Source organism: Halohasta litchfieldiae, from assembly GCF_002788215.1.
GTDB lineage: Archaea > Halobacteriota > Halobacteria > Halobacteriales > Haloferacaceae > Halohasta > Halohasta litchfieldiae.
Genome location: NZ_CP024845.1, coordinates 635,425 through 661,124, shown reverse-complemented (window position 1 = coordinate 661,124; position 25,700 = coordinate 635,425). Strand labels below are relative to the sequence as shown.

Here is a 25,700-nt window from a genome sequence, read left to right as displayed (position 1 = left end):
TTAGTGAGATGCGAGACTGTGGATCGTCGGGAGTCCGTAGTCAGGGCTGCGGGGTCAGGTATTCGGTGAGACCCATTCCGATGGTTTCGACCAGTTCGACGATCTCCTCGTCGACCAGTAGCTCGTAGTCATCCCCGAGTGCCTCCTCGATCCGGACGCCGAGACCGACCTCTAGGAGGGCGTCGCTTTCGAGATAGTCGGTGGCGTCGGTCCACTCTCGGGGACGTTCGACCACGTAGCGGTCGCCATCGAGGAACGGCCCGAAACAGGAGTCGTCATCGGCATACGCCTCGAAGAATCCGGTCGCGTGGTCACGGACTGCCACGGGCGGTCCCTCGTGGCGTTCGACCGCCGGGAGCTGGGCAGTCGACAGTTCAAACAGGAGGACTGTGGTGTCGCTGTCTTCGTCGACAAATAGGTCTGATCGAAAGACATCAAAGTCGTGACCTTCCAGCCCGGACTCGATGCCAGCAAGCGATTTTTGGAGTTGTGGGTACAGTTGATCGTCGACGATATCCGGCGTTTCGAAGGCCAGTGCGAGGGGGGCCGTCTCTCGGCGCGCCAGTCGCTCGCGGATCTCATCGGCACTCAGTGGCTCCGGCTCGGCTGGGAAAAATAGCCCAAGCTGCGGGTTGGCCAGTAGTTCGCGGGCGTAATGCTGGAGACGCGCGACGTTTTCGGCCGAACAGACCGCCGCCACGTTACGGTCGGGATCGGTGGGGTCGATCACGACCAGTGGATCATCGAACGTCGTCGTCCCGTGGCCCTCGGGATCGAACTCGACCGGCGGGTGCCAGTCGACTGCGGCCTTCAGCAGTGGAATCACGCCGCCGTGTTCGACCACGAGCAGTTCCGATAGATAGCCCGAAAAGCCGCGGGTCTTGAGATCGCTCCCGTAGGCACCGATTCCTTTTAAGAATCGCTTGAAGACGCGGACGTCGCCCGCGAGGTCCTCGTCGATTCGGGCTTCGAGATACTGGGTGTGAAACGGCGTGCGGTCGACCGCCGAGCGAATGTCTGTGGCCGATTCGACGCGGTAACAGGGAACGCAGTCGACGTCGAAGCCGTCGACGTCGCCTTTGACGTAGGGGTGTTCGGCGTACTCTTGGTGGCCATCCGGGAGCACTTCGTGGCCGATGTCGAGACCGTAGGTTTCGAGGTCTTCGCGGGGGAGGTCTGGGGGAAATCGGATGAACAGGTCGATATCGCGGTCGCCAGCGAGCCAGGTGCCGCGGGCGGTGCTGCCGACTTGGATCACGTCGGCATCGAGTCCGCGGTCATCGATGGCCGCCCGAGCGCGGTCGGTGAGGGTTGCCGCGGCCGTCGAGAGCCGCTGGCGTTCCTCGGCGGTCGGCGTGACGCGCTCGGAGACCGTCGTGAGCACGTCATCGAGTGTAGTCATACAGCGGAATTGGAAGACGCCGTGTGAAAGCATGTCGCTTCCGTTGGGCGAAAAGCGAAAGCCCTATTAAATCCATTCCACTACACGTAATTGCGCAAAGCCGTCGTAGCTCAGTTGGTAGAGCACCTCGCTGTTAACGAGGTGGTCCCAGGTTCGAGCCCTGGCGATGGCGTCATTCTATTGCGATAGCTTTTGAAGAGCGTCTGCTCCGAGTAGCCTTTCAGAACACTACACGAAGCATATCCGTACCAGATAGTCGACTGTGTTTAGCTGAGAGATTGTGGCTGTGAACAACCAGAAAGCCCCGACTCGCTCCTGTCGAGGACCTCGCTGCGCTCCTCACTTCGTTGTCGTTCGAAAGAGCCCCGGTCTTTCGTGATCACGAGAGAGCAAAGCTCTCTCCAACGACAGCGAGCCGCGAGAGTCGATAGCTCGGGGGCTTTCTGGTTCTTAAAATAATTCTAGCCACCTAAACACCACCAACGAACCACAATTACGAGCGTCGACACCACAAGAACTCGACACTCTCATATGGGACCGGCCGGTATCAACGCCAGAGGGCCCTTAGCTTAGTCTGGTTAGAGCGCCGAGCTCATAACTCGGTGGTCACTGGTTCAAATCCGGTAGGGCCCATTTCTCCGACGCTCGGTCTTCAACTGCTTACAAACGGAAGTCGACTTTTTCGAGAACTGGCCTGCTGACAGTGACGTCACGACTGATCGGCTGTTCGGCGGGATGGTCGACGAACTCGAACCTGCCCTCGAAGAGCCTGATCCCGACGACGCTGCACCGTGGGCGTGGAATCTGGAGGTCGGTCTCTTCGCTTGGGATGTCGACTGGGAGGAGTTAGGTCAACTGCTCCGTAATCGAGGGCCAGCAAACTAAGAATTCCCTACTTCACTACATTATTGATGTATGTGTTTGACCGAATGTGTATATCCATAGATCACTAGAAATTACATTTAAGTTTGTCTGGTCTGTTGCCATCCTTTGGGTAAGCTCACATCTGGTTCATTGGCCCCTATGAACTCGGTGCCCGCTTGCCCCCGGCCCTCCACAAGAAGTCAATTCCCCCGTTGACTCATTTTTTAGATTGATGTATCATCGTCGACGGCTCACGAATTTTATAAAATATAACGAATCGACTGCCGGTATGCACTCAGACTGGCATCCACAGGATTGGATACTGATCGTCGAGGCGATCTCCCAGTGAGACGTGCTGCGAGATACCGACGACGCTCGCGCATACCGAGCCCGCGAGCTGCAAGCCGAGATCGCGGCGATGCACGGCTTCGATGATCCCGTCGACTTCGTAGAACAGTCGGAAGAACACTTACCCGCAGCACTGGATGACGAAACCAGACCAGATTAGTCAGTTGTACTAAGTTCATTCTTCATTTTGAAGAACATATGCCAATCTGAAAATGTGGGCCACTCTAAAAATTATAGTGGGGAATTAAGTTCGGTTAATAAAAACAATCGTATATGAATTATGATTTTACGGAAGTCTATGATGACGTAGTAGCTGATGTACACGAATTTGGAGAACACGACGAACATATATCAGCAAAAGAAATGATAGAAATTGATACTACTAAATATTCAAATAATGAACAATGGCCCTTATCATTCGCTACTGCTTATAGTGTTGGAAGAAAGTTAGAAAATATCAGGGTATCTTGTAGTCATCGTAAACATCTGCTTGAATCAGATGGAGAAATAGACGATGATTATAATTATGATACACACTTCTTGATAGCAGACTTATTCATTGTCGAAGTCACGCTAGCTGCTCATAATCTCGCACCAAATGTTCATACTCAAATAAAACAACAACGACAGAGGTTCGCAGAGAAATATATAAAGGAAGATGAAATAGGTTCTGACGAAAGAACACCATTTCATCACGAATCATTTGATAATTTTTCACTTTTAGATACAGAAAAGATAATAGATAAATCAGTGGATTGGTTATACATCTTATCAAAAGAATTTAAAAATAAATTTACATATCATGAAAATGGAACATCTCGGATTAATCTTGAGAAGGTTATTCAAAATCCTAGCTCGTTCTTTCGAGATGATGTCTGGTCATGGTTAGATGATCGGCCTAAAAATGACTTTAAACAATCGTGTGTTTGTCTATCTGTTAATTCAACAACCGCCTCAGTAATGCTTTCGCTGCGAGCCGTAGAATACTGTCTCCGCGACTGGTACGAATATGATACAGACAGACAAATAAAAGATAGAACATGGGGGCAAGTAATTAGCGAACTTGAGGATCATTATCAAGATTCCTCAGATAGGCCAGTGTTATTGTCTAATTTAGAGGGTGTCATAGAATAGTTCTCATAGCGTGATGACGGTGCTTCCTGGATTGTCTCCGCGTTCGTCGTTGGTGATCGCAATAACGAGACGAAGGCACAGCGCGAGGAACACTTGTGCTCGTGCGTGGACGCGGCCTCGGGCGCGAACGTGCCCGAGGCCGCAGTCCTTGACGGCGTCGTTGGTTCGTTCGACTCCACTCCGGCGGTTGTACGTCTCGTCTAGCGTCGATTGCTTCAGCTGAACGTCCTCGCTGTGTTCGTCGATGCGGGCTTCGACCCTGTACTCGATGTCTTTCGGATCGTCGGTGTTTCGTGCGTTGTACGGAGCGACTGGCACGACCCCTGCGGCCAGCAGGTGGTCGTGCCAGCCGAGCGTGTCGTAGGCGCTGTCTCCAAGCATCCAGATCGGTTTCTCGACGGCGAGCGCGTCACACGTGACGCGCATCGCCGTCTCCTCTGGCGCTTGCTTGCTCTCGGTGAACTCCGCGGCAATCGGGATCTTTTGCCCGGTCGAGACGATCGTACAGCCGTAGCCGTGGTAGTACTCTTCGGCGGTTGGATCGTAGCCTTTCGACGCGTCTTGGTCGGCGGGCATCGTCCTCACGTCGGTGGAATCGATGGAGTAGGTCAAGTCGAGCAGGCCGCGGCAGGCGGCCTGCTCGACGAGGCGGTCGAAGACCTCGTCGACGACGTGTTCGAGGTCGGTGAGGAAGCGATCGACCGCGTCTCTCGACGGCGGTCGATCGAAGCCACAGCTGAGCCAGACGACCGTGTTCTGGAGTTCTCGCGTGACTGGACGGATGCCGTAGACGTTCTTGTAGTAGCAGTGCAGGAACGCTCGGAAGAGTGCTGGTGGGTGATGATCTCGTGTTCGCCCCCGGCGAGCGGGGGCGAACACATCGAATTCTTCGAGAAAGTCGAACTCAAGATGCTCGAACAACGCGAGCGTCTCGGTCGCCATTACATTGAAGAACTCGTCGATAGAAGTCTCCTCTTGCAGGATGCTGGCGCTCGTAGACACAGTTCCAACATCCTGCGTCTTCGTGTGTGACGCTTTCTATGACACCCTCTAATTTAGACTATCTAAAAGCTAAAAGAAATTCAGTCAGTCACCCAGAAGATGATCCTAACAAGAGAGAAGCTGAGAGGATGTTATATAGAATCGAAGGGACCATATCTGAGATATATCAACATATGCATGAGAATTGAATTTAATCAACTTTGGTACCGTTGCAGATAGACTGCATCGAGATCTCCACCCGATGTACGTCAGCACCCACTCATAATCACGTACATATCTCTGCCCTCGACGACCGGCTCAATTAATTCCCGCTCGACTAGCTGCTCGCAGCGCTGTTCGATGTACCCGGCGTCGACGTCCAACTGCTGGAATTGGTAGTGCGATGCCATCGTCTACTCTGCAAATTCTAAATTCGAGTGTTTGTACGTGTACTGTTTGATGTCCTGATCGTCGCAGTACGAGGCCAATTTAGCGACATGAATTGACTCCCAATCGCCCGGCCCCTCATCTAAATGCGAGGGGAATGCAACATTCACTCCCTCATCTTCCATTGCATTCCCGTAGATGTTCGCTTCTGCCTCCGGGGGAAGCACCTCGATCACGACCGCGGGATCTCCACTGTGACCCTCCTTCTTCACTACTCGATCACCCGGCGTGAACGGATTTTCCGGCATCTGATTCAGGTGGGCCGTGTTCGGTCCAATGTCGATCAGTTCGTTCATCGGATTCACCGAGATTGGTTCCAACTTCGCAGGCGTTTCACCGGAATACTTCTCCTCCATCTCGACTTTCGTCGATAGACTCCGAACCCACTCCCAGCCTAACAGAATCAGTGCATCCTCGTTATCTCGGTGCCACACCATCACGATAATATCGTCTTCTGAATCGTTCTCAATTAGCTTTTCAGGTGCAAACGCCGAAATGTCTCTCGACGTTTTCACGTCGACATCTCGCTCTCACCGGCCCCGGTGAAGCGGTAACACTCAATCGATGAAGATCAGATGTCGCTGGCTCGAACTCCCAGTGCTCCTAGAGTTGGACGGCCAACTCACTCAGAACGCGTTTTCCAGCGCCGAAGCCACCGACCGCGCTTTCTCGGCGAGTGGCTCGCTCAGATTGCCCTCGTCGACCGCCGCATCCAGTTCGTCGTCATCAACTCGTTCGACCGTCCCATCGGCGTGTTTGAGCACGTCGACGTGGAGGTCGACGTACCGAACCGAGCGGGGGAAACATTCGACCGGCGTACAGATGTTGACGTAGGTCCCCTTCACCGACCCCTCACTGTCGCGGTACACCGTCGGATACCACCAGCGACCCTCGCGGAACGTCGTGGTGGCCGTATCACCTCGCTCTCGGGGGACTCCCAGTCCGTCATACTGGCCACCACCCGATAGCTCCCGGCGGAGCGTGATGCTGTCGGCGTCGCGGTCGGTGACAGTCCCCTTGCCGAGACTGATACAGTGGCCAGCCGGTTTGCCATGGGCGATTTCGACCGCGTCGCCAACTGCTGGCCCAAAGATGTCGACGACAGTTTCGAACGGGAACGCCGCTTCATCCAGCGCACAGAGGGCTTCGACGAAGTCGACGCCCGAACTCGCAGTCGACGATCCGGCCTTGATCCGGTGGTGGCCCGGCATCGTCGTCGTGACTTCACTCCTGATCTCGTCGAGGGCAAACCGGGACTCGCGGCCGAACCAGAGCCACGCGCCGCCAGCAGGGGCGGCAAGCTGTCCGGAGGTCTCGCCCGCGGCGTCGACACCGCCCTCGATCTCCGCGCTGTCGAGTGCAGTCGTGATCTCGGCCGCGCGGCTGGCGGTGCGATCCAAGGCGGGTTCGAGCGCCTCCATCGCGGCTTCGGTGGCGGCGTGATCCCAGCGGATTCGCCAGCCATCCGGGGCCTCGACGCCCAGCAGGTCGGTCATCCCGATGAGTTCGCGGGCGGCGGATTCGTCGCGTGTGTCGACGGTCGGATCGCCGGATTCGGGAATCAGTGTCACGAGGCTTCCCGAGATCTCGATAGTCGTCGACAGCAGGGGTCGATCATCATCCCACGGCGGGGCAGTGTCTGTGACGCGAACGCGGACCATGTCGCCGGTATCGACGCGGGCGTCGACCCCTCGAAACGGGAGAAATCCCTCGCAATTGCCGAGGTCGACGACCGCCCCACGGCCGCGAGTTTCGGTGACTCGGCCATCGAAGATCGCTCCCTCCGGAGCCGGATCGGACCACGAGAGGGTGTCGATACCGACTGAGTCGATCAGGTCGGTAGCGGCCGCAACTACGTCGGGTCGACCGTGGATACCGACCCCTTGGCGGTCGTCGGTCGTGGCGATCTCTACGTCGTGGGCATCCGTCTCGAAGGATGCCTCGAAGCGGCGTTTGATCGGATCTGAGGCCTGAACGACCGTCCAGCCAGCCGAGAGACAGCGCTGGGTGAGTGCAGTCGTGTAGATCCCGCGGAGTCGAACACGGTGGTCCTCGCTGTCGCTGGCATCGGTGCTGTCGGCGGTAGTGGGAGCGTCGTCGCTCATCGTCGACCCCTCACTGAAGCTCCGACTCGTCGTGGGCGAACCGAACCCGACTGTTGACCGTGTCGCCGAGACTGAGTTCCACGACCGCGTCGTTCAGCACGCGACCGCCCTCGATTGGGACGCCCCACGAGTCAAATCGAAGGTAGCCCCGGAGATCAGCCGCGTGAGTGTAAAGGTCGATGAAGTCGACGGTGTGTGTTTGGATTTCGCTGGCGCTGTGGGCGGTATCCATATCCGAGTAGATGGTATCGGTCCCTTCGAAGAACGCTTCGAGTCGGTCGGCATCGGCTGCGACCGCTTCGACGACGCGCTCGGAGGCGTCTCGGATCTCGTCGGTGTCGAGCCCGACCGCCCGGAGTGCCTGCTGTGTTCGTGGATCGAAATGCATGGCTGTGGGTTCGGGCCCGGTGCTTTTGAAAGCTCACTGTTCGAGCCGGATCTCGCATCGAGAAAAGCTTAGTTACCGGCCGTTGAATCGCCTCCATGAGCGACCAACGGGATCCGGTCGAGTCCGCGGCCGACGAGAGCCGCGATCTCTACGACGTGGCGACCTGGGAGGAGCGAACCTCAGTCGACGGCGTGGCGGTCGCGCTCTACTGGCTGTTGACACGGACGGCCAAATGGTTCGTTATCCTGCTCGCGCTGGGGATTCTCGTGGCGATTGGTGGACTGGCGGCCTTCACCGATCCCGCAATCGGCCTCCTGACACTGCTGTCGGTTATTCCGGCCCTCGGACTGACGATCTATGTCTATCGCTCCGACGTGACGACACGGGAGCCGCTATCGCTTTTGGTGACGACATTCATCCTCTCGATCCTGTTTGCGACGTTCGCTGCCGTCATCAACACCTACGCCCGGGACCTGTTCGCCCCGCTGGGGTTCGTCGGACTCATCCTGTTTTATTTCCTCATCGTCGGTCCCGGCGAGGAGACGGTGAAACTGCTGGCCGTCCGGCTATATGCCTACAATGACGACCGATTCGACTCGGTCGTCGACGGTGCTGTGTACGGCGCGATCTCCGGGCTCGGATTCGCCACCATCGAAAACGCGCTGTATATCGTCACTCAACTCGAAGAAGCCGGTGAGCTGGCCGAGCTCTCGATTGGGTTTGGCGCGATCCTCGCCGGGGGCGATATCACGGCCGTGCGGGCACTCGCAGGCCCCGGCCACGTCATCTACTCGGCTATCGCCGGCTACTATCTCGGCTTGGCCAAGTTCAACCCCGAAAATCGTGGGCCAATTATTGTCAAGGGACTCCTCCTTGCAGCACTCATCCACGCGACCTACAACTCGACGGTCGGAATCGGCTCGTATATTATCTCGCTGAGTGGTCTCCCACAGCTCGCCTCGTTTTTCGTCTTCGTTATCATCTTCGACGGGATCTTCGGCCTCTTTTTGCTCCGGAAAATCTGGACCTACCGCTCGGAGTACCGCGCCGTCGACGCCGGAAAGCAGGCCCAGTCAGCGGAACTCGCTGACGGCGGCCCTAACGAGCCTTAGAGTTTTTCGCGGGAGATCTTGATCCCGGTCGGCGTGATAATAAGCTGGTCGTCGCCTTTCTGGACGATGTCCCCGTTGACCTCTTCGGCGACCTGTCGGAGTTCGTCGATGATCTGCTCGACAGTGCGGTCTTTGGTGCTGTGTCGCGTGATGTCCGCGATGACGAGATCACCGTCATAGACGGCGTCTTTGATCGGAATCACGTCCTGTCGACCCGCGACTTCGGCGATGCGGAGGGCGGGGCCTGCGCTGTCTGCGGCCGCGGTTTCGAAACTATCGAGATCCAGTTCGACGTAATCCTCGGCGTTTCGCTGGTCGGTGCCGCCGAGAATCTTACTCATGATACCCATACACTGTGTGCAGAGGGGTCGAACATTAGTTCTTACGTCAGACGTTTGCTGTTCGGGCTACCAAAGGGGTTTCACCACGTAACCGAATGGTCTCAGTATGACGTTCAGTCTCTGCGTGCGCGAGCCCTACCAAGACGCCGACGACAGTCGACAGTATCGGTTCGGCGTTGCCGTCACGACTCGCCTGCCGGGGGTCGGCGCGCTCTGTCCGTTCGTCTCCGAAGCCGGTGCGGTCGCGGTCCAGAGCCACGTCAGCGAGACCCTCGGCGAGCGCACGCTGTCGTATCTCGATGACGGCCTCGCCATTGATGACGCAGTTGAGGCCCTGCTCAACGCCGATGACAACCGCCGAAACCGGCAGGTCCACGGCGTCGACACCGAGGGAAGCGTCGTCTTCACCGGCAGCCAGTGCAACGACCACGCGGGCCACCGCGACACGGGCCAGTGTACTGTCGCTGGCAACCTGCTGACTGACGAAGCGGTGCTCGATGCAACGGCCTCAACCTACGAGTCGGATGCCTTCGGCGAGGCCCCACTTGCCGAGCGACTGGTCGACGCGCTCGCGGCTGGTATTGAGGCGGGCGGCGACAAACGCGAATCGCTGTCGGTCGGTAGTGCCGCACTGAAGGTCGTGACGACCGAGGAGCAGGGTTACCGGCGGTTTTACAACGATCTGCGCGTCGACGCCAGCGAAACTCCCGTCGCGGATCTTCGGACGACCTACGAGGCCGCACTGCTGGGCTATGAACAGAGTTTAGACGAGTATGCGACAGCCGACGAAATCGAATCGCTGGGGCCCGAATAGACGAAACCGAGTCGCTAGAAAACTAGACTGAAAAGGTATAGAGATCGTCGCCGACGTGGTGGATCGAGTCGACGACTTTCCCCGAGTCGCCGACCATTGCGTCGCTGTCTTCGAGCGCGCGACCGATACCGAGGATTTTGCCGTGGGTTTCTTCAGCGATTGCGACCAGATCGCCGGCTTCGATCTCGTCGTCGGCTTCGACGATGCCGGGCCGCATCACGTCCGCGCCGTTAGAGACAAACGAAACGGCACCGGCGTCGACGGTGACGACCGATTTCGTGGGCGGGTACTCGTTTGCGCCCTGTACGGTGAGGAACGGTTCGTCGTCGAGATAGGCGACGAGTTGCTCGCCGTCGACGAGGACGACATCGAATTTCGTCTCGCTTAATTCGACCAGTTCGTAGCTGTCGCCTGCGAGTTCGGAGCCGAACGAGTCGGCCAGCGACTCCTGCAACGCGGAGATGGCGTCGCTGCGGAGGTGGTGTCTCGATTTGACCTGCATACGCAACTCGAAGCCCGCCCACTGAATAAAGTGACCGTTCTCGCTGTGGGTCGTGGGGTTCAATTAGTATTAATCGTTTAGAAATGGTCAGTCGACGAGACGAATCGCCGAAAGCGCCGTCGTACACCCGTCAGACGCGGGGAACAAACGCTAAGTGGGTCGGTGCCATTAGGCTAACTATTATGTGGAGTACCCGGAGTAACCGGGGTGGTAACACGGTCACCTGTCCGGCCTGTGGAGACGCTGTGCCACGCTCGGAGGCGCGTGAGTACGACAAAGAGGGCAACCGCTGGGAGCGCCACGACAAGGAGTTCGAGCATTTCTGCAAAGACTGTTTTCGGGAGCTCTGTCACCAACCCCGCGGCGATCTCGAATCGACGCTTGCGAACATCGAGGCCGACGGACTCTCACGAACGGAGTTCCTCACACGCTATCTCCAGGCCGTCGACGATCCCGGCTCCGCCGACGACCCCAGTTCGACCGACGAATCTGAGACCTGAGGTCGACAGCCGAACCGCGGCCACCGACACCGGCCCGACACGTCTTTCTATCCAACCCTCATTAGCCAACACATGTCAGATGACACCGTCCAAACCGGGACTGCCGAGGATCAAGGCCCGGTCCGGGTGACCGAGGATATTGCCGATCAGTTAGCCGCCAAACGCGAGGACCTCTTCGAAGAGTTCGAACTCCGCGACGAGTTCCCCAGCGACGTGTTGGTCGAGGCCCGCAAGCGAACCGAGGACGTCTACGATGAGATCGAATCCGAACTCGACGAGCGGCGAGACCTACGCGAGCTGACGACATGGACGACCGATCCCGCCGACGCCCAGGACTTCGACGATGCGATCAGCATCGACGAAGACGAGGAACACTACACGCTGTGGGTTCACATTGCCGACGTGAGTCACTACGTCCATCCCGGCTCGGAGATGTGGGCCGAGGCACTCAAACGCTGTAATACCATCTATCTCCCAGCCTATACGGTTCATATGCTGCCTCCCATTTTGGCCGAGACAGTCTGTTCACTGGTTCCCAACGAAGACCGACTGGCCCACACCGTCGAGATGACAATCGACCGCGAGACGCTCTCGTTCGAGGAGGTCGACATCTACAAATCGGTGATCCACAGCGACGAACGAATGACCTACACGCAGGCCGAGAACCGTCTTGAGGAGGAAGGCACGCCGCTCCACGAGGAGTGTTCGCTGGTCTTCGAGTTGGCCGAACAGCTCCACCAACAGCGGAAGGAAGACGGTTCGCTCGTGCTCAATCCGGCACGGGATCGGGCCCACACCATCGTCGAGGAGTGTATGCTGAAGGCCAACAAGGCCGTCACCCACGAACTGATGTGGGGCCGTGGTGTCGAAGCGATGTACCGTGTCCACCCACAGCCGACGCCCGAACAGTGGAACAAGGCCCTTCGGGAGATTCAAGAACTCGACAGCGTCTCCATCCCCGGTGGCTCGTGGGACGACCCACGGAAGGCGGTCAACGCCGCCCTCGAAGAGTCACCCGGGCGGATGCTCAACAAGATCCAGCGCGCCGTTCTCAAGGTAATGCCACGGGCCCGCTACATGAACGACCCATTCGGTGGCCATCACGCGCTGAACTTCGATATTTATGGGCATTTCACCAGTCCGATCCGTCGACTCTCGGACCTGATCAACCACTGGATCGTCGCCGAAAACGAGGTGCCCGAAACCCTGCTGGAACTCTGTGATCGAGCCTCGGACAAACAGAAAGACGGCGAGACTGTCGAACGGCTTTACAAGCAGTTCATGCAGGAGACCCATCTCGATCCCCACGCGATCAACAACCGCGGCCTGGAGGTGCTCTCGGAGGCCGAAATCGCGGAACTTGACGACGACGACCGCGAGCGAGTTCACGGCGTCGACGCCTAAGAAATCGAGACTGTCGACCTGTGGGCCACAGTCGTTAGGGGGCTGCTCGCGGTCGACTCTCCATGGTCAGACCCAGCACGATTGGCTTTCTGCTCGGCATCGTCCTGTTTTTTATTCCCATACCGCCGTTTGCGATGATCGCCTCAATCGTCGTCCTGCTCGCATCGGTCGTGCTTCGACTGTTGGGGAAGTAACGATTAGCCGGTCGGCGGCTCCGGAATGACCTCCTCAGTCGAACGCTGGCCGCGTTCCTCAGCGACGATGTACTGGACTTCGACCAGTACCGGTTCGTCGAGTTCGGCGGCCATCGACTCGTAGATCCGATCTGTGAGTTCCGCGTCCGGTCCGGGATCGAGCCCGCGGATCGTGACGACCACCCGGTCGACCGACCGGATCGGGTAACCGTCCTCACGGATGATCTCCACTTCGTATTCGATCACCGCGTCGTAGGCTGGCCCCGAAATCACGCCAGCGACCGCCCCCTCCGCGGAGGCTTCCAACTGGGTCGTCTCGAACTCGTTGAGCGTGATCCCGACCAGCGGCACCGAAAGCAAGAGGAGGCCAACACCGAAGATCGTCGCATAGGTGTAGGTCGACCGGCGCGTGGGTGAGACGTCAAACAGTCCCTGCGGTCGGTAGCCCGCGATCCAGAGGGTGACGAGCGCGGCGGCGTTGATCGATAGCAGGTTGATGATCACGAGCATGAACGCGCCGAGTGCCGCGCCGTACTCCCCCCATGCCGCCGTGATGCCGACGGCTGCGGAGGGTGGGATGAGCGCCGCCGCGATCATGACACCAACAATCGCCTCCGAGAAGCCACGGGTCAGACTCAGGATGCCCGCGACGCCAGCGCCGAGGGCGACGAGAACCGAGAACAGCGTCGGCGAGACGCGTTCTTCGAGTTCCGCGACCAGCACGATGTCGACGCCACCCGGTTCGAGGCCGGCGAGTCGGGCCAGCAGGCCGAGACCGATGGAGGCACCGATGACGACCGCGACGCCGAGGATCTGGTACTGGAACCCCTCCCGCCGGAGCTCGTCGTCGCCGGTGACAATGCCGATGCTGGCTGCCAGCGCGGGGCCGAGCAGGGGTGCGATCACCATCGAGCCGACGACGACTGCCGGGGAGTCTCCCAAGAGCCCTGCGGTGGCGACCGCGGCGCTGATGAGGAGCATGATGACGTAGATCGACAGCGATGGGGTGAACTCGTCGGCCTTCGCTCGGAGGACCTGCCGCGAGGTGCGTTCGCCCTTGGCTCCGCCTTGGCTGTACTGCTCGCGGACCGCGCCGAACTCCTCGGAAATGACGGTTTCGGCGTTGATGATGATCACGCGCGACTCGGGGATGTCGGCGGCTGCCAGTTTGTCCAAGATCGGCTCGACCGCACGGTTCGGCAGTGGGAACCGGACCACGTCGCTGTAGTTCTCATTGCTAGTCTCGTCGCTCATCACGTAGTTGATTCCCGCGTCGTCGAGAACGCCGAGGACCGCGTCCCGTCGACCCTCCGGGATCGTGATTTCGAGATAGCGCATTACGTGGGCTGTCGGCGAGGAGCGGGGTAATGCTAATTCGGATTCGATGAGTGGTCGACTGACCCAGAGTATCGGTGAGTCGTTGGTGGTGGGAGTGTCGACGGTCAGTATACCGTGGTTATTTGTTAGGCTACGAATGTCTTCGGGCAATGGTCTCTGAACGATTTCGGGAGGACGTGTCGACGGTCCCCGGTATGGTGGCGGTGGGGTTGCTGTGCATTGCCACGGGGCTAGTGGTGATCAGCCGATCGGTGGCGCTGATAATCGGCTTCTGGAAGTTCGTGATTGGCATGTGGGTGGTGTATCTACTGTATCGGCTGGTCGTGGCTGTCGAGGCGCTTGTGGACCAGCAGACTCCCTCGGAGTGAGAGGTGCTGGGGTTCCGGTATGGCTCTCGGTAGACGGTCTCCGAGGAGTCGACGCCCGAACCAGTGTTCCGAGTGCGCGTTGAGGGTGGAGTCTCTCCGTGAGAGCCAGTCGACTGTGAGCTGCCGTCGGTACTCAATACGGGACCACTATTGCTGTACGAATCGCCACTGGTCGACAAAGACACCGTTCGCCGGGGATACGGCGATATGGCCGAGGCATATGCCGCCGCACGGTCGACCAAGTGTCTGGGACGGACTACCTGCGCCCATGGGTCTCGCTTCGCGTGAGGGTGGGTCCTAGATGTGGTGGACGAAAGAACCATTTTCTCGCCGAGTTTGGTTGACTACAGTATGAGCTCACACGAACAGACAATTCTTCTCTGGTTATTTCGCCACGGTGCCTCCTCTCCGAAAGACATCAGTCAAAACCAATACCGTGAAAATGTGATCCGTACCAACTGCTGGGAGTTGGAACGCAACGATCTGTTATTCAGCTGTACTGAAGATATCTTTGCCCTCTCTGAGACGGGCGTCAGCTATACTGAGTCGAAATACGGTGTTTCTGGATTCGTTGGACACTTACCTGCAACCCAGAAGCACCTCTCTAATTTTCAAGAAATCGATCCAGAGGATATCAAATGGAGAAATCGTCGCTATTTGACGAATCGTGATCATCGATATGATCTCAACAACGGATCTCGACAGGCGGTGAACAACTCGATTAGTAGTGTTCGAAACGGTGATCTGAACCGCGTTATGACCGAATTTCCGGATGCAGAACCGTTAGTCGACCAATGTGCACATTGGGTCCGAGCGATTGCTGGCCTTCATTTCTTTCCTGATGCAAATCATCGTACAGCGATGTCGACGCTCAATACAGCACTCGTTCTAAATGGAATTAATCGAATTGAATGGTCCGGAGATCGGTATCAGATCGCTATTTTTCGCTCGAAGCTACTCCGGCGGTTTATTGTCGACGTTCGGTTTGATACGCTGTGGAGACGCGACGAGCTGTTTCAGAACTGGCAGCGCTATTTTGTGGAGGTGTTCTACGGCGTCTCTAACTACGAGTACAAACAGCCGAGCCACAAACGGTTCGAAGAATTATTGGGAAAGCTGGATTGAGTCAGCCGAGCCGTCGAGTTCGTCCTCGATGAGCTGGACTTCGCCCATTGCGACGTATGCGTCGTAATTCTCACGCTCGTCTTCAAGCATTATTTCGCGGGCTTTCTGGCTCATGGTATACTAGAGTGATGTTCTACGAGGCTTAATAAGTTATTGAATAATTACCTTCCCGGATCACGGTGTACTTTGGGCTGGTTCCCGAGATGATCTCGGACACGATTCTTGTCGTCGAATTTTGGAAGGGATATATTCTACCGATACAATTGTCTCTCAGAATAGTCAATTCGTGCCCGTCGTTTCTATCGGACGCTGTTCGTCGGGGGTACGACGAGGTCGCGGCGGCGTATACCGCCGCACGGTCGACGGAGGGTCCGAGACTCGACATCTGCGCCCAGTGTCTCGATTCGGTCGGGGAATCAGCGCAGGTTCTGGATGCCGGGTAGGGCCTGCCAGTGGGCCGCGAGGTGCGCACCGTTGGGGTTGATTTCTCGCGGGGACAGCTCCGCGGGGCAGTCGACATCGCCCCGCCTGCGGCAGTCGTGCAGGGTGATATGGCGGCGCTCCCGTTCAGTGCTGGTGGGTTCGATGCGGTGACGGCGTACCATTCGCTGATTCATATTCTAGCCGCGGAGCAGCAGGCGGTCATTGATGAGTTCGCGCGTGTGTTGCGTCCCGGCGGGCGGGTGCTCGTCACAGCGGGGACTGTCGACTGGCGTGGGACGAATCCGGACTGGCTCGATACCGGTGTCGAAATGCAGTGGCAGATCGCTGGTGCGGGCGCGACGCGAGGGCAGTTGGCGGCTGCTGGGTTCACGATCACCGACAACTGGACCGGTACTGTGAATTTGGATGGCAATGAGGAGTGGGTCTTCTTGGCTGGTCGACTGGATGGGTAGCTACGTCTTTTTAAGCAGTTTTCGTCTGCAATCAGCAGGTAATCGTGTCGGTGAGATGGGGTGTATCGGCCCAATGCTTCCGACCGATTCTCACCACCAGAGCTATTTGTGTGTAAGATCTACACATGACTATGGTTGCAGAGGACAAAACCCGCGTCGACTTCAATGCGCCATCGTCGCTGGTTGAGCAGGCCGACACCATCGCCGACCTTCGTGGCGTTTCTAGGACGCAACTCCTCACCGAGGCGTTGCAAAGCGAGATCGAGGAGGTGGCGAGTGATCGGACATTCCGCGGTCGACTGGCTGACGCCTACTACGCCGAGGAGGTCGCGTTCGATGTCGTCGAATCGGTGCTCGGCACCGAGGCAGCAATGCGGATGAAGCTCCTTCGAGAGTCGCTGGACCGGGAGCCGCCAGAGCCGCAGTTGGCGGGCTCGCTGCCGACCGACAAGGAGTTCTACGAGGGTGACGTTCCGGAGTGGACACCCGAGGAGTCGACGGACGCAGAGACGCATGGATAAGCAGGCCACCATCGTCGTCGACACGAACGTCCTGCTGAACCTTGCGACGCCAGTCGTCGACAGCCGCCCGATGGCCCCAACTGGCGCAGATCCGTTGAAGACAGTGCTGTCCGTATACGATGTCCACGTTCCGGACAGCGTACTCGGCGAGGTGACCGACGCGACTGGTGGTGATGATCTCCTCGCGGCGGCCGCGGAGCTGGTGTTGCAGGCCGCTAACTATCTGACGACCCACGATGTCGACGGAGCCATCGCAGAGCCCCTCAACTACGGGTTGGATCAGGGCGAATCACATGGCATCTGGCTTGCGAACGAACTGGAGGCGGCGATGTTCGTGACCGACGAGTTCAACACGACCAACTACCTGTTCGTCTCGCTGGCACTTGCAGACCGGAACCGGCTGTTTACGACGCCGCATCTACTGTGTGTGCTGGCCGACTACGAGGTTGTGAGTCGTGAGTATGTCGACGCTGTGTTGACGTACTACTGTGAGACGAAGGGGTGGGAACCGGGGTACATCGATCAGTTGCGGCGGGCATTTCTTTCTGAGTAGAATCAGGTCAGCGCTGTTTCGGGTCGTCGACCGCCGTCACTGCACGGACTCCATCTCGTCGGGCTGAGGGTTTCGAGGGCTTCCGCACCGTACTGCTCGTCTGCAGTTTCGTGGTATCGATGGCGTTCGTACGCGCTCCGGATCCGGTCGTCGACGTCGGTGATTACCCAGAATGGCTGTTTGTGTCGCATGAGCCCGCGGGCTTTCAATCGTGAGAGGATAGCACTCCCAAACAGGTTACTAACTATAGACTGAAATAGAAACGAGTTGCTATATTTTGTAACGACCATATAATCTAATCCCAAAAGCCCCAAACCCTCTTAATGAAGAACTACATTATTCCAAGTTGTGACAACTCCAAGACTGTGGGGTGAATTGGATATATCTGACTTCTTAGCGGTGCGTACCGCTATTTTAGAAGTATCAAAGAAATCATTTAATATGGCCACTTTAGATCGCTTAAGTTCCAAAGAGTCTATTGAACAAGAACGAAAAAATGCTAAAGAAGCCGGTCGAAGAGCCGAAAGATTTGATCCTCACAGTTTGATTTTCAATCTGATAGACTGGATTTCGGTTAGAAAAAGGGCTGTTATGTTGATTGTTGCAACAGCAGGACTTATTGCACATTTTGGTCTAGGAGTATCTGAAGAAAACATAGTAACTACCATTTCTACAATATCCTCTCCAATTTTTATTCTGGGGATCTCGGGAGTCATATTGTATGTAATTTGGAATTTTTATATTCTCTTACTGCGTTACAATAGGAAAGCTATTCAGAATATTAATAAGCGCATACGATATTCTGACCAGAGAATAGAGGATGAGACGTCTGTAGAAAATATCAGAGCATATCGTCGATGGAACAGTATCTTGACTAACAATAGTTCGTTATTATGCATAATTATTTTAACATTTACTAGATCGTTTGCTCCATCAATATTTTCTATTGGTACAGAGGCGTCAAACGATTGGGTTCCAGAGTATGTAAATGTGAGAATATCAAACATTATTGAAGAGAATGGAAAAGAAAACAACGATAATTCAAATAATCATGATAAAAACAATTAATTAAAGATAATACCATCAGACCACCTATTAGAAATTTGGTTAGTAATCCTGCATAAGAGTGTAGTATCTTAGAATCTATGTCCTCAGCCACAGCCGTAGTGTGCGACCGACTTCTGGGGCGATTCCGACAAAAAGTCACTAATAGACGGCCAAAATTACGATACTAACTATCAGAAACGTAGATAGCAATGTCAAGCCGTCGTCCTCTGATTCTATGGAGTCGGATAGAATTTAGATGGACTCGCTGGGATTTGAACCCAGGGCCTCTTCCTTGCGAAGGAAGCGATCTACCGCTGATCTACGAGCCCGCACCCGAAAGAAGTCGACTCCCGCACTTGTAGTTTCTGTTTCGCCCTACCGGTCCAACACGCCAGCCGCGCCAGCCAGCAACCCGAGCAGGAGTCCGGTAAAGTGGGCCACCAGCGCGACGCCCGGTCGACCAGTCGCCACTGTCACCACAAGCGCCGCCAGCGCGAACAACCCGAACTGCGCCCGCGGCGAGAGTCGCACACGATCCAACAGCGACGCCGTCACGACGTTCCCGGCCAGCAGGTAGCCGAACAGCCCGAACACCGCCCCGCTCGCGCCCAGCACCGCCGTGGCCGGACCGATCACGCCACTCAGCACGACCTGTGTGATCCCCGCCAGCGCACCAACCGTGAGGAAAAACAGGTGGAACTGCCAGCGAGTGGTCCGGCGCTCGACCAGCAGCCCGCCGAGCAGCAGCGCGAGGCTGTTCGAAAGCAGATGGCCAATTGAGGCGTGGGCGTACACACTCGTCACGATGGTCCACGGGCTGGTGGTCAGCGGCGGCGCGAGCACGAACAGCCCGACAAGGCCGACGAGCGCAGCGACACCTTGGAGGGCAAAGACGATCAGGAAGAGACCAAGCGTCTCCAGCGTAGGACTCCGCGTCATACACTGGGTTGGTCGACCAGCCTCAAAAACAACCCTGTGGCTCAGGAGAAAGTACCTACTCTAGGCATGTGAACGTAAACGCCCAGAAAGCCCGGACCCAGTCGACCCTTTCAATCCCGCCCGATGGCGGCTGATAAACTGCATTCCTGGCGGATGAAACGGCGAGAGCATCGAGGGCTTTCTGGTCGTTTACAGTCGACACTCCAAATCAAGAATCACCAATCGACACACCGACCTCGTATACACCAGCAGCTCACGAGTATCAAAACAAAACGGAATAGTGAGGCGCGGGACGCCTTAGCGCCGCGGAGTTCGGTCGCAGATCGACGAACGAGCCGCGACCGCTCGGTACGGGAGATCAGTCCCGAATAGACGATCCGTCTTAGTCTTCGAGGACGATCTCGATGCTCACGTCGTTCGGAACCTGCACACGCATGAGCTGACGGAGCGCACGTTCGTCGGCATCCAGATCGATGAGCCGTTTGTGAACGCGCATCTCCCAGTGCTCCCACGTGGCGGTCCCTTCGCCGTCTGGCGACTTCCGCGATGGGATGTTGAGCTTCTTGGTCGGCAGAGGGATCGGGCCACTCAGCGTGACACCGGTCTTGTCTGCGATCTCTCGGACATCGTCACAGATGTTGTCGAGATCCTCGGGGTGCGTGCCAGCGAGGCGGACGCGTGCTTGCTGCATTATCGCTCGTTGACTTCGAGCACTTTGCCTGCTGCGATGGTCTGACCCATGTCACGGACAGCGAAGCTGCCGAGTTCAGGGATCTCGCCGGATGGCTCGATGCTGAGCGGTTTCTGTGGCCGAACGGTCACGATTGCGGCGTCGCCGGACTTGATGAAGTCAGGCTCTTCTTCTGCGACCTCACCCGTGGCGGGGTCGAGCTTCTGATCGATGGACTCGATCGTACAGGCGACCTGTGCGGTGTGGGCGTGGAAGACAGGCGTGTAGCCAGCCGTAATCACCGATGGGTGCTGCATCACGACGAGCTGAGCCTGGAACGTCTCGGCAACGCTTGGTGGGTCGTCGGCCGGCCCACAGACGTCACCGCGGCGGATGTCGTCCTTGCCGATGCCACGGACGTTGAATCCGACGTTGTCACCGGGACCGGCGCTTGGCACCTCTTCGTGGTGCATCTCGACGGTCTTGACTTCGCCACCGACGTCCGATGGCTGGAAGGAGACGTTGTTACCTGCTTCGAGCGTTCCGGTCTCGATACGTCCCACTGGGACCGTACCGATGCCGGAGATCGTGTAAACGTCCTGAATTGGGAGTCGGAGCGGCGCGTCTGTCGGCGGCTCGACTTCCGGCAGGTCGTTCAGTGCTTCGAGGAGGGTGTGACCGTCGTACCAGTCAGTTTCCTCGGAGCGCTCCGAGATGTTGTCACCCTCGAACGCCGAGATCGGGATGAACTCTGCGTTGTCGGTCTGGAAACGGACCTGTTTGAGGAGCTGCGTGACCTCCTCTTTGACATCGTTGTAGCTGTCTTCTTTGTAATCAACAAGGTCCATCTTGTTGACACCGATGATGAGCTCGTTGATACCGAGCGTTCGGGCGAGGAACACGTGCTCGCGGGTCTGCGGGGCGACACCGTCGTCGGCTGCGACGACGAGCACCGCGTTGTCAGCCTGCGAGGCACCGGTGATCATGTTCTTGACGAAGTCCCGGTGGCCTGGACAGTCTACAATCGTGAAGTAGTATTTGTCCGTGTCGAATTCCTGATGGGCGATGTCGATGGTGACACCACGCTCTCGCTCCTCTGCGAGGTTGTCCATCACGTAGGCGAACTCGAATCCACCCTTGCCTTTCTCTTCGGCTTCTTCTTTGTGCTGTTCAATCACGTGCTCGGGGACGGATCCTGTCTCGTACAGGAGGCGTCCGACGAGCGTGCTTTTGCCGTGGTCGACGTGGCCAATGATGGCCAAGTTCTGGTGCGGTTTCTCACTCATGGTAAGTAACGCGCTAAGGCGCTCTGTGGGGATTCTTTTGACTGATTGCCGTAAAACCATTTCGATACGTCTGCCCAACAAGCCCCGCGCCCTCTTGCGGTTTGTGCGAGCAAGTGACACACACAGCACGAGTATCCTGCTGGTCGACACCAACTGAATCGCCGGTAGCTCCCCGCCACCCTACCACGGACTACTTTTAACCCTCCGTGAATGTAGCCTGTGTAATGAACGCTGGCCGTCGCGGACTGCTGGTCATCTGTCTCGTGGTTGCAGTCACGGCTCTCGGCGGGATGACACTCCTCGCCGACCCCGTCGACGCCCAATCGGAGTCGCCGCTCCTCCAACAGATAGATCTCGAAACCGATACCGTGCGGATCGGGATCGATCTCTACGAAGACGGTTCGGCGACGTGGACCATCGAGTTCTGGAGTGCGCTCGAAACCGACGACCGAACGGCGGCCTTCGAGTCGTTACAGGACGATATTCAAGCAAATCCGGCCAACTTCACGGGATCGTTCGCCGACAGTATCAACGGCACAGTCGACGCCGCCCGCGCGTCGACCGGCAGAGAAATGACGGCCTCGAATTTCACCGTCGCCACCGAGCGACAGACCCTCGGCCGCGAGTACGGGGTCGTCAGCTACTCCTTCGAGTGGACCGGCTTCGCCCGCGTCGAGGGCGAGAAACTCCACGCCGGCGATGCCATCGAGGGGCTGTATCTCGATGACGGAACCCGGCTCCTCGTCAGTTGGCCCGCGGAGTACGAGCCGCAGTCAGTAACCCCGGAGCCTGACGACCGACGCGATACCGCAGTCATCTGGCAGGGTGCCAACACCGAGTTCGTCGACGGCGAACCACGCGTCGTCGTCGCCCCAGCCGGAATCGGTCTCGGACCGATTGCCGGTGTGTTAGGCATCCTTGTCGTCCTCGCGGGCCTCGGTGGCTGGCTCTACCGTCGACGGTCGACTGCGACCACGACCGATTCGGCGGACGGCACACCGACCCCCAACGCCGACGCGACGGCGACCAAGTCGGCGGCCGCATCGACGACTGACGCGGCCGATGCCCCCGAGGAGACGGACGATACAGCCGAGCTGGAGTCGACTGAGTCAGCAGAGACCGACCAGTCATCGGAGACTGAGTCGGCAGATTCCGAACCGGACACGTCGCTGTTGAGCAACGAGGAGCAGGTCATGCAGCTGCTCGAAGCCAACGGCGGCCGGATGAAACAGCAAACGGCTGTCGAGGAACTCGACTGGACAGACGCCAAGACCAGCAAGGTGGTAAGCGGGATGCGCGAAGCGGGAACCATCGAGTCGTTCCGGATCGGCCGCGAAAACGTTCTCACAACGCCCGAAGACGATTTGGGCGAGATCAACGAGTGAGCGACAGGTAACAGGCGGCTAATCGGCAGACTGCGGCGGGATAAAAAGTGATCGAAAAACGGGGAAAATGGACGATAACACTGCCAGTATATATCATGATACAGGACAAACGTGGAGCTATGATGAAACGGATCGGGGCGATACTCATGACGGTTGCAGTTGCCGGCGCGCTACTGGCAGTGCCGCTTGGAGTCTCGGCAGCCACCGCCGCACAGACCGAGACGACCACCGGGGCGAACAGTTCAATCGCCCCCGGTGAACGGCTGGCGGGGACAGTCGGCGTCCAACAGGCGGCCGTCGACGGCAATCTCTCGGAGCGGACCTACGAGGTGCGACTCCGAAACGCCGACAGTGACGAACAGCGGGCCGATATCGTCGCCGATCGACGCGACGAGATCGAACGCCGGCTCTCGGAACACAGAGCCGAGCTCGATGAGCTCCGAGCGGCCCGAGATGCCGGAAACATCAGCGAGGGAACCTACCGTGCGAGGGTGGCAACGGTCGCGGCCGAAAAATCAGGTACTGAACGGTCGGCAGCACAAGCCGGAGCGACCGCCCGCCAGCTTCCCGATGCCGTCCTCAACGAACGCGACATCAGCGTGACGGCCCTCGATGAGCTCCGCACCGATGCCAGCGAACTCGGTGGCCCGGAGACCGCCGAAATCGCACGAGAGATCGGCGGTCGAAACGGGAACGGTGCGGCCGCCGGTGGGGGTACAGTCGCCAATGGCGGTGCAGCTGCCGGTGACCGTCCCGGAGGCGTGCCTGACGAACGCCCCGCTGGAGACGAACCTGACAGTGAGGACCGTCCCGGGGCAAGCACAGTCGACGACACGGGAGAGACGATATCGGAGGGAAACGCGAACGGTGACCGAGCGGCAAGCGACACCGGGGCTCCAAGCGATGATGGGTCACCTAGCGATGAGAGAACATCCAGCAATAATGGAGCATCCACCGGTGATCGCTCTCCCAGCGATTCCCAAACGAACAACCCCGAGCGTGGTACCGACCGCGACAGCCAGCAGAACGGTGGGAACCGAGACGGCCCCAACAGTGACAGCCCAAGCAGTGATAGCCCAAACAGTGACAACCCAAATAGTGACAGCCCAAACAGTGACAGCCAGTCCGCCGGGAACTGATTTCTCCACCTCATCAGAGCGAAAGTACGTCCAATACAAGTCAACACGATAGCGACAGAGCCAGTCATCTACAGTAGCGTCCGAACGGAAAACAGTCGACGCCACGCTTCGAACCGCAGCTTACTCGACCAGTCGACTCACATCCGACAGTACCGCGGTCGCCGTCTCGGGACCGCCCGCACCTCGACCACTGATGTTCAGTCGGCCGGCGTGGGTGGTCTCCAGTTGGACGATGTTGAGCGTTCCCGTCACTGACAGTGGCCCGTCGGCGGGAACGAGCCGTGGAGCGACGCTGACGCCCTCAGGCGTCGACTCACCGATGAGGCGGATCGTCCGGCCGTCCTCGGCGGCGAGATCGAGTGCGGTTCCCGGAATCTCCGTGATTCCGTCGACGGCTGCATCTTCGAGGGTGAACTCCTGATCGCCGTCGGCTAGAACGTTCGAGAGAATGACGAACTTGAGCGCGGCGTCGATCCCCTCGACGTCGAACGTCGGATCGGCCTCGGCGACGCCGAGATCCTGGGCTTCGGCCAGCACGTGTTCGTAGTCGAGTCCCTCGGCGGCCATCCGCGAGAGGATGAAGTTGGCCGTCCCGTTGAGGACGCCACGTGCGGCGGTAATATGGGTCGGTCCGAAATCCTCGATAGTAGAGAGGATCGGAATCGCACCGCCGACGGTCGCCTCGAATCGAATCTTCCCTTCGCTGTCGGCCTCAAGCTCCCGCAGCTCGCCGTACCGCTCGGCAACCGGTCCCTTGTTGGCCAGCACGACGTGTTTGTCGCGTTCGAGCCCATGCTTGACGTGCGAGAAGCCGGGTTCGGCGTCACCGAGTGTCGTCGGTGTGACCTCGACTAACACGTCGTAGGCAGCGCCTAACGCCTCGGATGGGTCGTTGTCACCAACGACGCCCTCGTCGGATTTGCGCTGGAGGACGGCCTCGGCGTCGACACCTTCTGGGTCGACGATGGCCGACGAGGAGTCCGCAACCGCGGTAACGGTGTGGCCGTACTCCTCGGCGAGTTCGACCACCGAGCGGCCGACCGCACCAGCACCCAACACGGCGAGTCGAGCGCCGCTCATTGGCTTGCCTCCGTGAGTGGTTCGATGACCTGCAGCTCCTTGTCCTCAGCAATCTCCCGGAGTTTTGCCAGCGCGTCGCCGTTGGTCCCCGACCGCGTCTTGAGTCGGATTCGAGCACTGGATGTCTCGTCGCGACCCCGCGGAGCCGACAATGAGAGATCGGTCAGCGAGGCGTTGGCGCAGGATTCGATCTGTCTGAGCGTGTCCGAGAGATCAGTGTCGACGAGATGGCCGACCAGAACCACGACCAGTTCCTCGTCGTACCGCTCGGTACCGGCTTGAATGACGTTGACACCGGCATCCCGTAGCGAGTCGACGATATTGTCGAACCGATTGGGGGCACACGAGATGTCGACCTCGACCGGGATATGACCCCGCGGCGTGAGGTTCCCGCGTTCGTGGTAGATCGACAGCAGATTGCCACCCGCCTCGGAGATCGGTTGGAGCGCGCGGAGCAGCTCGCCCGGCTCGTCGACGAGTTCGAGCCGAACCGTGTGGGTCTGGACCTCGCCGCCGGTGTCGCTCATAGAGCCACCTCCGAGCGGGACGAGCGTCGTGTTGTGTCCGACCGACAGCAGGTGCTCTGTCGTGCGATGCTGTCCCGTCGGACTTCGGCTATCGTTCCCGTCCGCATATATATTGACCCTGTTTCAGCAGGTATAAGAGTTCATCGAAGGCCCGACTCGGGCTGTCGACGGCATCCAGAGCGACTGCTGATGTGAATCAACTTATAAAACCAGAAAATACCGCCTACCGACAGGTAGGCACTGACTACTGCCAGTCAGTGCTGGACTGCAGACCGTGAACCGCGAGCGTC

The 25,700-nt window shown here is 58.1% G+C and carries 30 protein-coding genes, 3 tRNA genes and 1 pseudogene; 17 read left to right on the top strand and 17 right to left on the bottom strand.

Going from position 1 to position 25,700, the window contains the following annotated elements; genetic code table 11:
* Positions 1 to 40 precede the first annotated feature (40 nt).
* On the bottom strand, positions 41 to 1,402 hold the full coding sequence (cca, locus tag HALTADL_RS03315) for a CCA tRNA nucleotidyltransferase (protein ID WP_089672889.1): 1,362 nt from the start codon (positions 1,400 to 1,402) through the stop codon (positions 41 to 43).
* Positions 1,403 to 1,501: 99 nt separating this feature from the next.
* Here cca and HALTADL_RS03310 point away from each other — a divergent pair.
* The 3 genes from HALTADL_RS03310 (at position 1,502) to HALTADL_RS17175 (ending at position 2,287) form a co-directional block, all read left to right on the top strand.
* Positions 1,502 to 1,574, top strand: a tRNA-Asn gene (locus tag HALTADL_RS03310).
* A gap of 386 nt (positions 1,575 to 1,960) precedes the next feature.
* Positions 1,961 to 2,035 (top strand) — tRNA-Ile (locus HALTADL_RS03305).
* Between the two features lie 102 nt (positions 2,036 to 2,137).
* Positions 2,138 to 2,287: a hypothetical protein gene (locus tag HALTADL_RS17175; RefSeq protein WP_162551661.1), complete on the top strand. Its 150-nt coding sequence runs from the start codon at positions 2,138 to 2,140 to the stop codon at positions 2,285 to 2,287.
* A gap of 274 nt (positions 2,288 to 2,561) precedes the next feature.
* On the opposite strand, the gene HALTADL_RS17170 is transcribed toward HALTADL_RS17175, so the two are convergent.
* Positions 2,562 to 2,735, bottom strand: coding sequence for a hypothetical protein (locus HALTADL_RS17170; RefSeq protein WP_162551660.1), 174 nt, complete (start codon positions 2,733 to 2,735; stop codon positions 2,562 to 2,564).
* A 152-nt stretch (positions 2,736 to 2,887) separates the two neighbouring features.
* Between HALTADL_RS17170 and HALTADL_RS17165 the strand changes: the two genes are divergently transcribed.
* Positions 2,888 to 3,748: a hypothetical protein gene (locus HALTADL_RS17165; protein ID WP_143054150.1), complete on the top strand. Its 861-nt coding sequence runs from the start codon at positions 2,888 to 2,890 to the stop codon at positions 3,746 to 3,748.
* A gap of 3 nt (positions 3,749 to 3,751) precedes the next feature.
* On the opposite strand, the gene HALTADL_RS03300 is transcribed toward HALTADL_RS17165, so the two are convergent.
* The 4 genes and pseudogenes from HALTADL_RS03300 to HALTADL_RS03285 form a co-directional block, all read right to left on the bottom strand.
* Positions 3,752 to 4,690, bottom strand: a complete 939-nt coding sequence (locus HALTADL_RS03300; RefSeq protein ID WP_015911568.1) for a transposase — start codon at positions 4,688 to 4,690, stop codon at positions 3,752 to 3,754.
* Between the two features lie 452 nt (positions 4,691 to 5,142).
* A pseudogene (locus HALTADL_RS03295) lies at positions 5,143 to 5,700 on the bottom strand (hypothetical protein); the annotation flags it as partial.
* 102 nt (positions 5,701 to 5,802) lie between these two features.
* Positions 5,803 to 7,281 carry a DUF402 domain-containing protein gene (locus tag HALTADL_RS03290; protein WP_089673639.1) on the bottom strand — a complete coding sequence of 493 codons (1,479 nt, stop codon included), beginning with the start codon at positions 7,279 to 7,281 and terminating at the stop codon, positions 5,803 to 5,805.
* A gap of 10 nt (positions 7,282 to 7,291) precedes the next feature.
* The gene (locus HALTADL_RS03285) at positions 7,292 to 7,669 is read right to left on the bottom strand and encodes a DUF7532 family protein (RefSeq protein ID WP_089673640.1); all 378 of its coding nucleotides are present in this window, start codon (positions 7,667 to 7,669) and stop codon (positions 7,292 to 7,294) included.
* A 95-nt stretch (positions 7,670 to 7,764) separates the two neighbouring features.
* On the opposite strand from HALTADL_RS03285, the gene HALTADL_RS03280 reads away from it, so the two are divergent.
* Positions 7,765 to 8,781, top strand: a complete 1,017-nt coding sequence (locus tag HALTADL_RS03280; RefSeq protein ID WP_089673641.1) for a PrsW family intramembrane metalloprotease — start codon at positions 7,765 to 7,767, stop codon at positions 8,779 to 8,781.
* Here the strand turns inward: HALTADL_RS03280 and HALTADL_RS03275 are convergent.
* Positions 8,778 to 9,131: a cell division protein SepF gene (locus HALTADL_RS03275; protein WP_089673642.1), complete on the bottom strand. Its 354-nt coding sequence runs from the start codon at positions 9,129 to 9,131 to the stop codon at positions 8,778 to 8,780. The two genes, HALTADL_RS03280 and HALTADL_RS03275, sit on opposite strands and share 4 nt — an antisense overlap.
* 97 nt (positions 9,132 to 9,228) lie before the next feature.
* Between HALTADL_RS03275 and HALTADL_RS03270 the strand changes: the two genes are divergently transcribed.
* The gene (locus HALTADL_RS03270; protein WP_089673643.1) at positions 9,229 to 9,936 is read left to right on the top strand and encodes a DUF1028 domain-containing protein; all 708 of its coding nucleotides are present in this window, start codon (positions 9,229 to 9,231) and stop codon (positions 9,934 to 9,936) included.
* Positions 9,937 to 9,958: 22 nt separating this feature from the next.
* Here the strand turns inward: HALTADL_RS03270 and HALTADL_RS03265 are convergent, their stop codons facing one another.
* A complete protein-coding gene (locus tag HALTADL_RS03265; RefSeq protein WP_089673644.1) occupies positions 9,959 to 10,438 on the bottom strand; it encodes an RNA-binding protein in 480 nt (159 codons plus the stop codon).
* A gap of 182 nt (positions 10,439 to 10,620) precedes the next feature.
* Here HALTADL_RS03265 and HALTADL_RS03260 point away from each other — a divergent pair, with 182 nt between their 5' ends.
* The 3 genes from HALTADL_RS03260 to HALTADL_RS03250 all read left to right on the top strand — a co-directional run bounded on the left by HALTADL_RS03260 (position 10,621) and on the right by HALTADL_RS03250 (position 12,536).
* Positions 10,621 to 10,938 carry a DUF7562 family protein gene (locus HALTADL_RS03260; protein WP_089673645.1) on the top strand — a complete coding sequence of 106 codons (318 nt, stop codon included), beginning with the start codon at positions 10,621 to 10,623 and terminating at the stop codon, positions 10,936 to 10,938.
* Between the two features lie 72 nt (positions 10,939 to 11,010).
* The gene (locus HALTADL_RS03255; protein ID WP_089673646.1) at positions 11,011 to 12,342 is read left to right on the top strand and encodes a ribonuclease catalytic domain-containing protein; all 1,332 of its coding nucleotides are present in this window, start codon (positions 11,011 to 11,013) and stop codon (positions 12,340 to 12,342) included.
* A gap of 62 nt (positions 12,343 to 12,404) precedes the next feature.
* A complete protein-coding gene (locus tag HALTADL_RS03250) occupies positions 12,405 to 12,536 on the top strand; it encodes a transporter (protein ID WP_089673647.1) in 132 nt (43 codons plus the stop codon).
* A 3-nt stretch (positions 12,537 to 12,539) separates the two neighbouring features.
* Here HALTADL_RS03250 and HALTADL_RS03245 read toward each other — a convergent pair whose 3' ends face one another.
* Positions 12,540 to 13,874: a TIGR00341 family protein gene (locus HALTADL_RS03245; protein ID WP_089673648.1), complete on the bottom strand. Its 1,335-nt coding sequence runs from the start codon at positions 13,872 to 13,874 to the stop codon at positions 12,540 to 12,542.
* Between the two features lie 149 nt (positions 13,875 to 14,023).
* On the opposite strand from HALTADL_RS03245, the gene HALTADL_RS03240 reads away from it, so the two are divergent.
* Both HALTADL_RS03240 and HALTADL_RS03235 read left to right on the top strand, forming a co-directional pair.
* A complete protein-coding gene (locus tag HALTADL_RS03240; protein WP_089673649.1) occupies positions 14,024 to 14,242 on the top strand; it encodes a hypothetical protein in 219 nt (72 codons plus the stop codon).
* A 351-nt stretch (positions 14,243 to 14,593) separates the two neighbouring features.
* The gene (locus tag HALTADL_RS03235; RefSeq protein WP_089673650.1) at positions 14,594 to 15,367 is read left to right on the top strand and encodes a hypothetical protein; all 774 of its coding nucleotides are present in this window, start codon (positions 14,594 to 14,596) and stop codon (positions 15,365 to 15,367) included.
* On the opposite strand, the gene HALTADL_RS17585 is transcribed toward HALTADL_RS03235, so the two are convergent.
* A complete protein-coding gene (locus HALTADL_RS17585) occupies positions 15,347 to 15,481 on the bottom strand; it encodes a hypothetical protein (RefSeq protein ID WP_265472940.1) in 135 nt (44 codons plus the stop codon). The genes HALTADL_RS03235 and HALTADL_RS17585 overlap by 21 nt on opposite strands.
* Positions 15,482 to 15,819: 338 nt before the next feature.
* Between HALTADL_RS17585 and HALTADL_RS17580 the strand changes: the two genes are divergently transcribed.
* The 3 genes from HALTADL_RS17580 (at position 15,820) to HALTADL_RS03220 (ending at position 17,337) form a co-directional block, all read left to right on the top strand.
* Positions 15,820 to 16,263, top strand: coding sequence for a class I SAM-dependent methyltransferase (locus tag HALTADL_RS17580; protein WP_245708512.1), 444 nt, complete (start codon positions 15,820 to 15,822; stop codon positions 16,261 to 16,263).
* A 131-nt stretch (positions 16,264 to 16,394) separates the two neighbouring features.
* Positions 16,395 to 16,784 carry a hypothetical protein gene (locus HALTADL_RS03225; RefSeq protein WP_089673651.1) on the top strand — a complete coding sequence of 130 codons (390 nt, stop codon included), beginning with the start codon at positions 16,395 to 16,397 and terminating at the stop codon, positions 16,782 to 16,784.
* On the top strand, positions 16,777 to 17,337 hold the full coding sequence (locus HALTADL_RS03220) for a hypothetical protein (RefSeq protein ID WP_089673652.1): 561 nt from the start codon (positions 16,777 to 16,779) through the stop codon (positions 17,335 to 17,337). Before HALTADL_RS03225 ends, HALTADL_RS03220 begins: the two co-directional genes overlap by 8 nt.
* A gap of 2 nt (positions 17,338 to 17,339) precedes the next feature.
* Here the strand turns inward: HALTADL_RS03220 and HALTADL_RS03215 are convergent, their stop codons facing one another.
* Positions 17,340 to 17,528, bottom strand: a complete 189-nt coding sequence (locus HALTADL_RS03215; RefSeq protein WP_218143710.1) for a hypothetical protein — start codon at positions 17,526 to 17,528, stop codon at positions 17,340 to 17,342.
* A gap of 157 nt (positions 17,529 to 17,685) precedes the next feature.
* On the opposite strand from HALTADL_RS03215, the gene HALTADL_RS17160 reads away from it, so the two are divergent.
* On the top strand, positions 17,686 to 18,405 hold the full coding sequence (locus HALTADL_RS17160) for a hypothetical protein (protein WP_143054187.1): 720 nt from the start codon (positions 17,686 to 17,688) through the stop codon (positions 18,403 to 18,405).
* A 236-nt stretch (positions 18,406 to 18,641) separates the two neighbouring features.
* Here the strand turns inward: HALTADL_RS17160 and HALTADL_RS03210 are convergent.
* The 4 genes from HALTADL_RS03210 to tuf form a co-directional block, all read right to left on the bottom strand.
* A tRNA-Ala gene (locus tag HALTADL_RS03210) sits at positions 18,642 to 18,713 on the bottom strand.
* A gap of 46 nt (positions 18,714 to 18,759) precedes the next feature.
* Complete coding sequence (locus HALTADL_RS03205; RefSeq protein WP_089673653.1) at positions 18,760 to 19,323, bottom strand: rhomboid family intramembrane serine protease; 564 nt, start codon at positions 19,321 to 19,323, stop codon at positions 18,760 to 18,762.
* A gap of 382 nt (positions 19,324 to 19,705) precedes the next feature.
* Entirely contained in the window at positions 19,706 to 20,017 is a 312-nt protein-coding gene (rpsJ, locus tag HALTADL_RS03200) for a 30S ribosomal protein S10 (RefSeq protein ID WP_379826938.1), read from the bottom strand.
* Positions 20,014 to 21,279 carry a translation elongation factor EF-1 subunit alpha gene (gene tuf / locus HALTADL_RS03195; RefSeq protein ID WP_089673655.1) on the bottom strand — a complete coding sequence of 422 codons (1,266 nt, stop codon included), beginning with the start codon at positions 21,277 to 21,279 and terminating at the stop codon, positions 20,014 to 20,016. Before tuf ends, rpsJ begins: the two co-directional genes overlap by 4 nt.
* Positions 21,280 to 21,503: 224 nt before the next feature.
* On the opposite strand from tuf, the gene HALTADL_RS03190 reads away from it, so the two are divergent.
* Positions 21,504 to 22,664, top strand: coding sequence for a DUF7345 domain-containing protein (locus HALTADL_RS03190; protein WP_089673656.1), 1,161 nt, complete (start codon positions 21,504 to 21,506; stop codon positions 22,662 to 22,664).
* Positions 22,665 to 22,783: 119 nt separating this feature from the next.
* Positions 22,784 to 23,803, top strand: a complete 1,020-nt coding sequence (locus tag HALTADL_RS03185) for a hypothetical protein (RefSeq protein ID WP_089673657.1) — start codon at positions 22,784 to 22,786, stop codon at positions 23,801 to 23,803.
* Positions 23,804 to 23,923: 120 nt separating this feature from the next.
* Here the strand turns inward: HALTADL_RS03185 and HALTADL_RS03180 are convergent, their stop codons facing one another.
* Together HALTADL_RS03180 and HALTADL_RS03175 are read right to left on the bottom strand one after the other, a co-directional pair.
* A complete protein-coding gene (locus HALTADL_RS03180; protein WP_089673658.1) occupies positions 23,924 to 24,883 on the bottom strand; it encodes a homoserine dehydrogenase in 960 nt (319 codons plus the stop codon).
* A complete protein-coding gene (locus HALTADL_RS03175; protein ID WP_089673659.1) occupies positions 24,880 to 25,410 on the bottom strand; it encodes an amino acid-binding protein in 531 nt (176 codons plus the stop codon). Before HALTADL_RS03175 ends, HALTADL_RS03180 begins: the two co-directional genes overlap by 4 nt.
* Positions 25,411 to 25,700 lie beyond the last annotated feature (290 nt).

Coding starts and splice junctions, on each gene's coding strand:
- HALTADL_RS03180 (WP_089673658.1), bottom strand. CDS start 24,883: ATGAGCGGCGCTCGACTCGCCGTGTTGGGTGCTGGTGCGGTCGGCCGC.
- HALTADL_RS03275 (WP_089673642.1), bottom strand. CDS start 9,131: ATGGGTATCATGAGTAAGATTCTCGGCGGCACCGACCAGCGAAACGCC.
- HALTADL_RS17165 (WP_143054150.1), top strand. CDS start 2,888: ATGAATTATGATTTTACGGAAGTCTATGATGACGTAGTAGCTGATGTA.
- HALTADL_RS03205 (WP_089673653.1), bottom strand. CDS start 19,323: ATGACGCGGAGTCCTACGCTGGAGACGCTTGGTCTCTTCCTGATCGTC.
- HALTADL_RS03240 (WP_089673649.1), top strand. CDS start 14,024: ATGGTCTCTGAACGATTTCGGGAGGACGTGTCGACGGTCCCCGGTATG.
- HALTADL_RS17175 (WP_162551661.1), top strand. CDS start 2,138: ATGGTCGACGAACTCGAACCTGCCCTCGAAGAGCCTGATCCCGACGAC.
- HALTADL_RS03225 (WP_089673651.1), top strand. CDS start 16,395: ATGGTTGCAGAGGACAAAACCCGCGTCGACTTCAATGCGCCATCGTCG.
- HALTADL_RS03175 (WP_089673659.1), bottom strand. CDS start 25,410: ATGAGCGACACCGGCGGCGAGGTCCAGACCCACACGGTTCGGCTCGAA.
- tuf (WP_089673655.1), bottom strand. CDS start 21,279: ATGAGTGAGAAACCGCACCAGAACTTGGCCATCATTGGCCACGTCGAC.
- HALTADL_RS17585 (WP_265472940.1), bottom strand. CDS start 15,481: ATGAGCCAGAAAGCCCGCGAAATAATGCTTGAAGACGAGCGTGAGAAT.
- HALTADL_RS03280 (WP_089673641.1), top strand. CDS start 7,765: ATGAGCGACCAACGGGATCCGGTCGAGTCCGCGGCCGACGAGAGCCGC.
- HALTADL_RS03190 (WP_089673656.1), top strand. CDS start 21,504: ATGAACGCTGGCCGTCGCGGACTGCTGGTCATCTGTCTCGTGGTTGCA.
- HALTADL_RS03245 (WP_089673648.1), bottom strand. CDS start 13,874: ATGCGCTATCTCGAAATCACGATCCCGGAGGGTCGACGGGACGCGGTC.
- HALTADL_RS03250 (WP_089673647.1), top strand. CDS start 12,405: ATGGTCAGACCCAGCACGATTGGCTTTCTGCTCGGCATCGTCCTGTTT.
- cca (WP_089672889.1), bottom strand. CDS start 1,402: ATGACTACACTCGATGACGTGCTCACGACGGTCTCCGAGCGCGTCACG.
- HALTADL_RS03235 (WP_089673650.1), top strand. CDS start 14,594: ATGAGCTCACACGAACAGACAATTCTTCTCTGGTTATTTCGCCACGGT.
- HALTADL_RS03215 (WP_218143710.1), bottom strand. CDS start 17,528: ATGCGACACAAACAGCCATTCTGGGTAATCACCGACGTCGACGACCGG.
- HALTADL_RS03300 (WP_015911568.1), bottom strand. CDS start 4,690: ATGGCGACCGAGACGCTCGCGTTGTTCGAGCATCTTGAGTTCGACTTT.
- HALTADL_RS03260 (WP_089673645.1), top strand. CDS start 10,621: ATGTGGAGTACCCGGAGTAACCGGGGTGGTAACACGGTCACCTGTCCG.
- HALTADL_RS03285 (WP_089673640.1), bottom strand. CDS start 7,669: ATGCATTTCGATCCACGAACACAGCAGGCACTCCGGGCGGTCGGGCTC.
- HALTADL_RS03220 (WP_089673652.1), top strand. CDS start 16,777: ATGGATAAGCAGGCCACCATCGTCGTCGACACGAACGTCCTGCTGAAC.
- HALTADL_RS03255 (WP_089673646.1), top strand. CDS start 11,011: ATGTCAGATGACACCGTCCAAACCGGGACTGCCGAGGATCAAGGCCCG.
- HALTADL_RS03265 (WP_089673644.1), bottom strand. CDS start 10,438: ATGCAGGTCAAATCGAGACACCACCTCCGCAGCGACGCCATCTCCGCG.
- HALTADL_RS03185 (WP_089673657.1), top strand. CDS start 22,784: ATGATGAAACGGATCGGGGCGATACTCATGACGGTTGCAGTTGCCGGC.
- HALTADL_RS03290 (WP_089673639.1), bottom strand. CDS start 7,281: ATGAGCGACGACGCTCCCACTACCGCCGACAGCACCGATGCCAGCGAC.
- HALTADL_RS03270 (WP_089673643.1), top strand. CDS start 9,229: ATGACGTTCAGTCTCTGCGTGCGCGAGCCCTACCAAGACGCCGACGAC.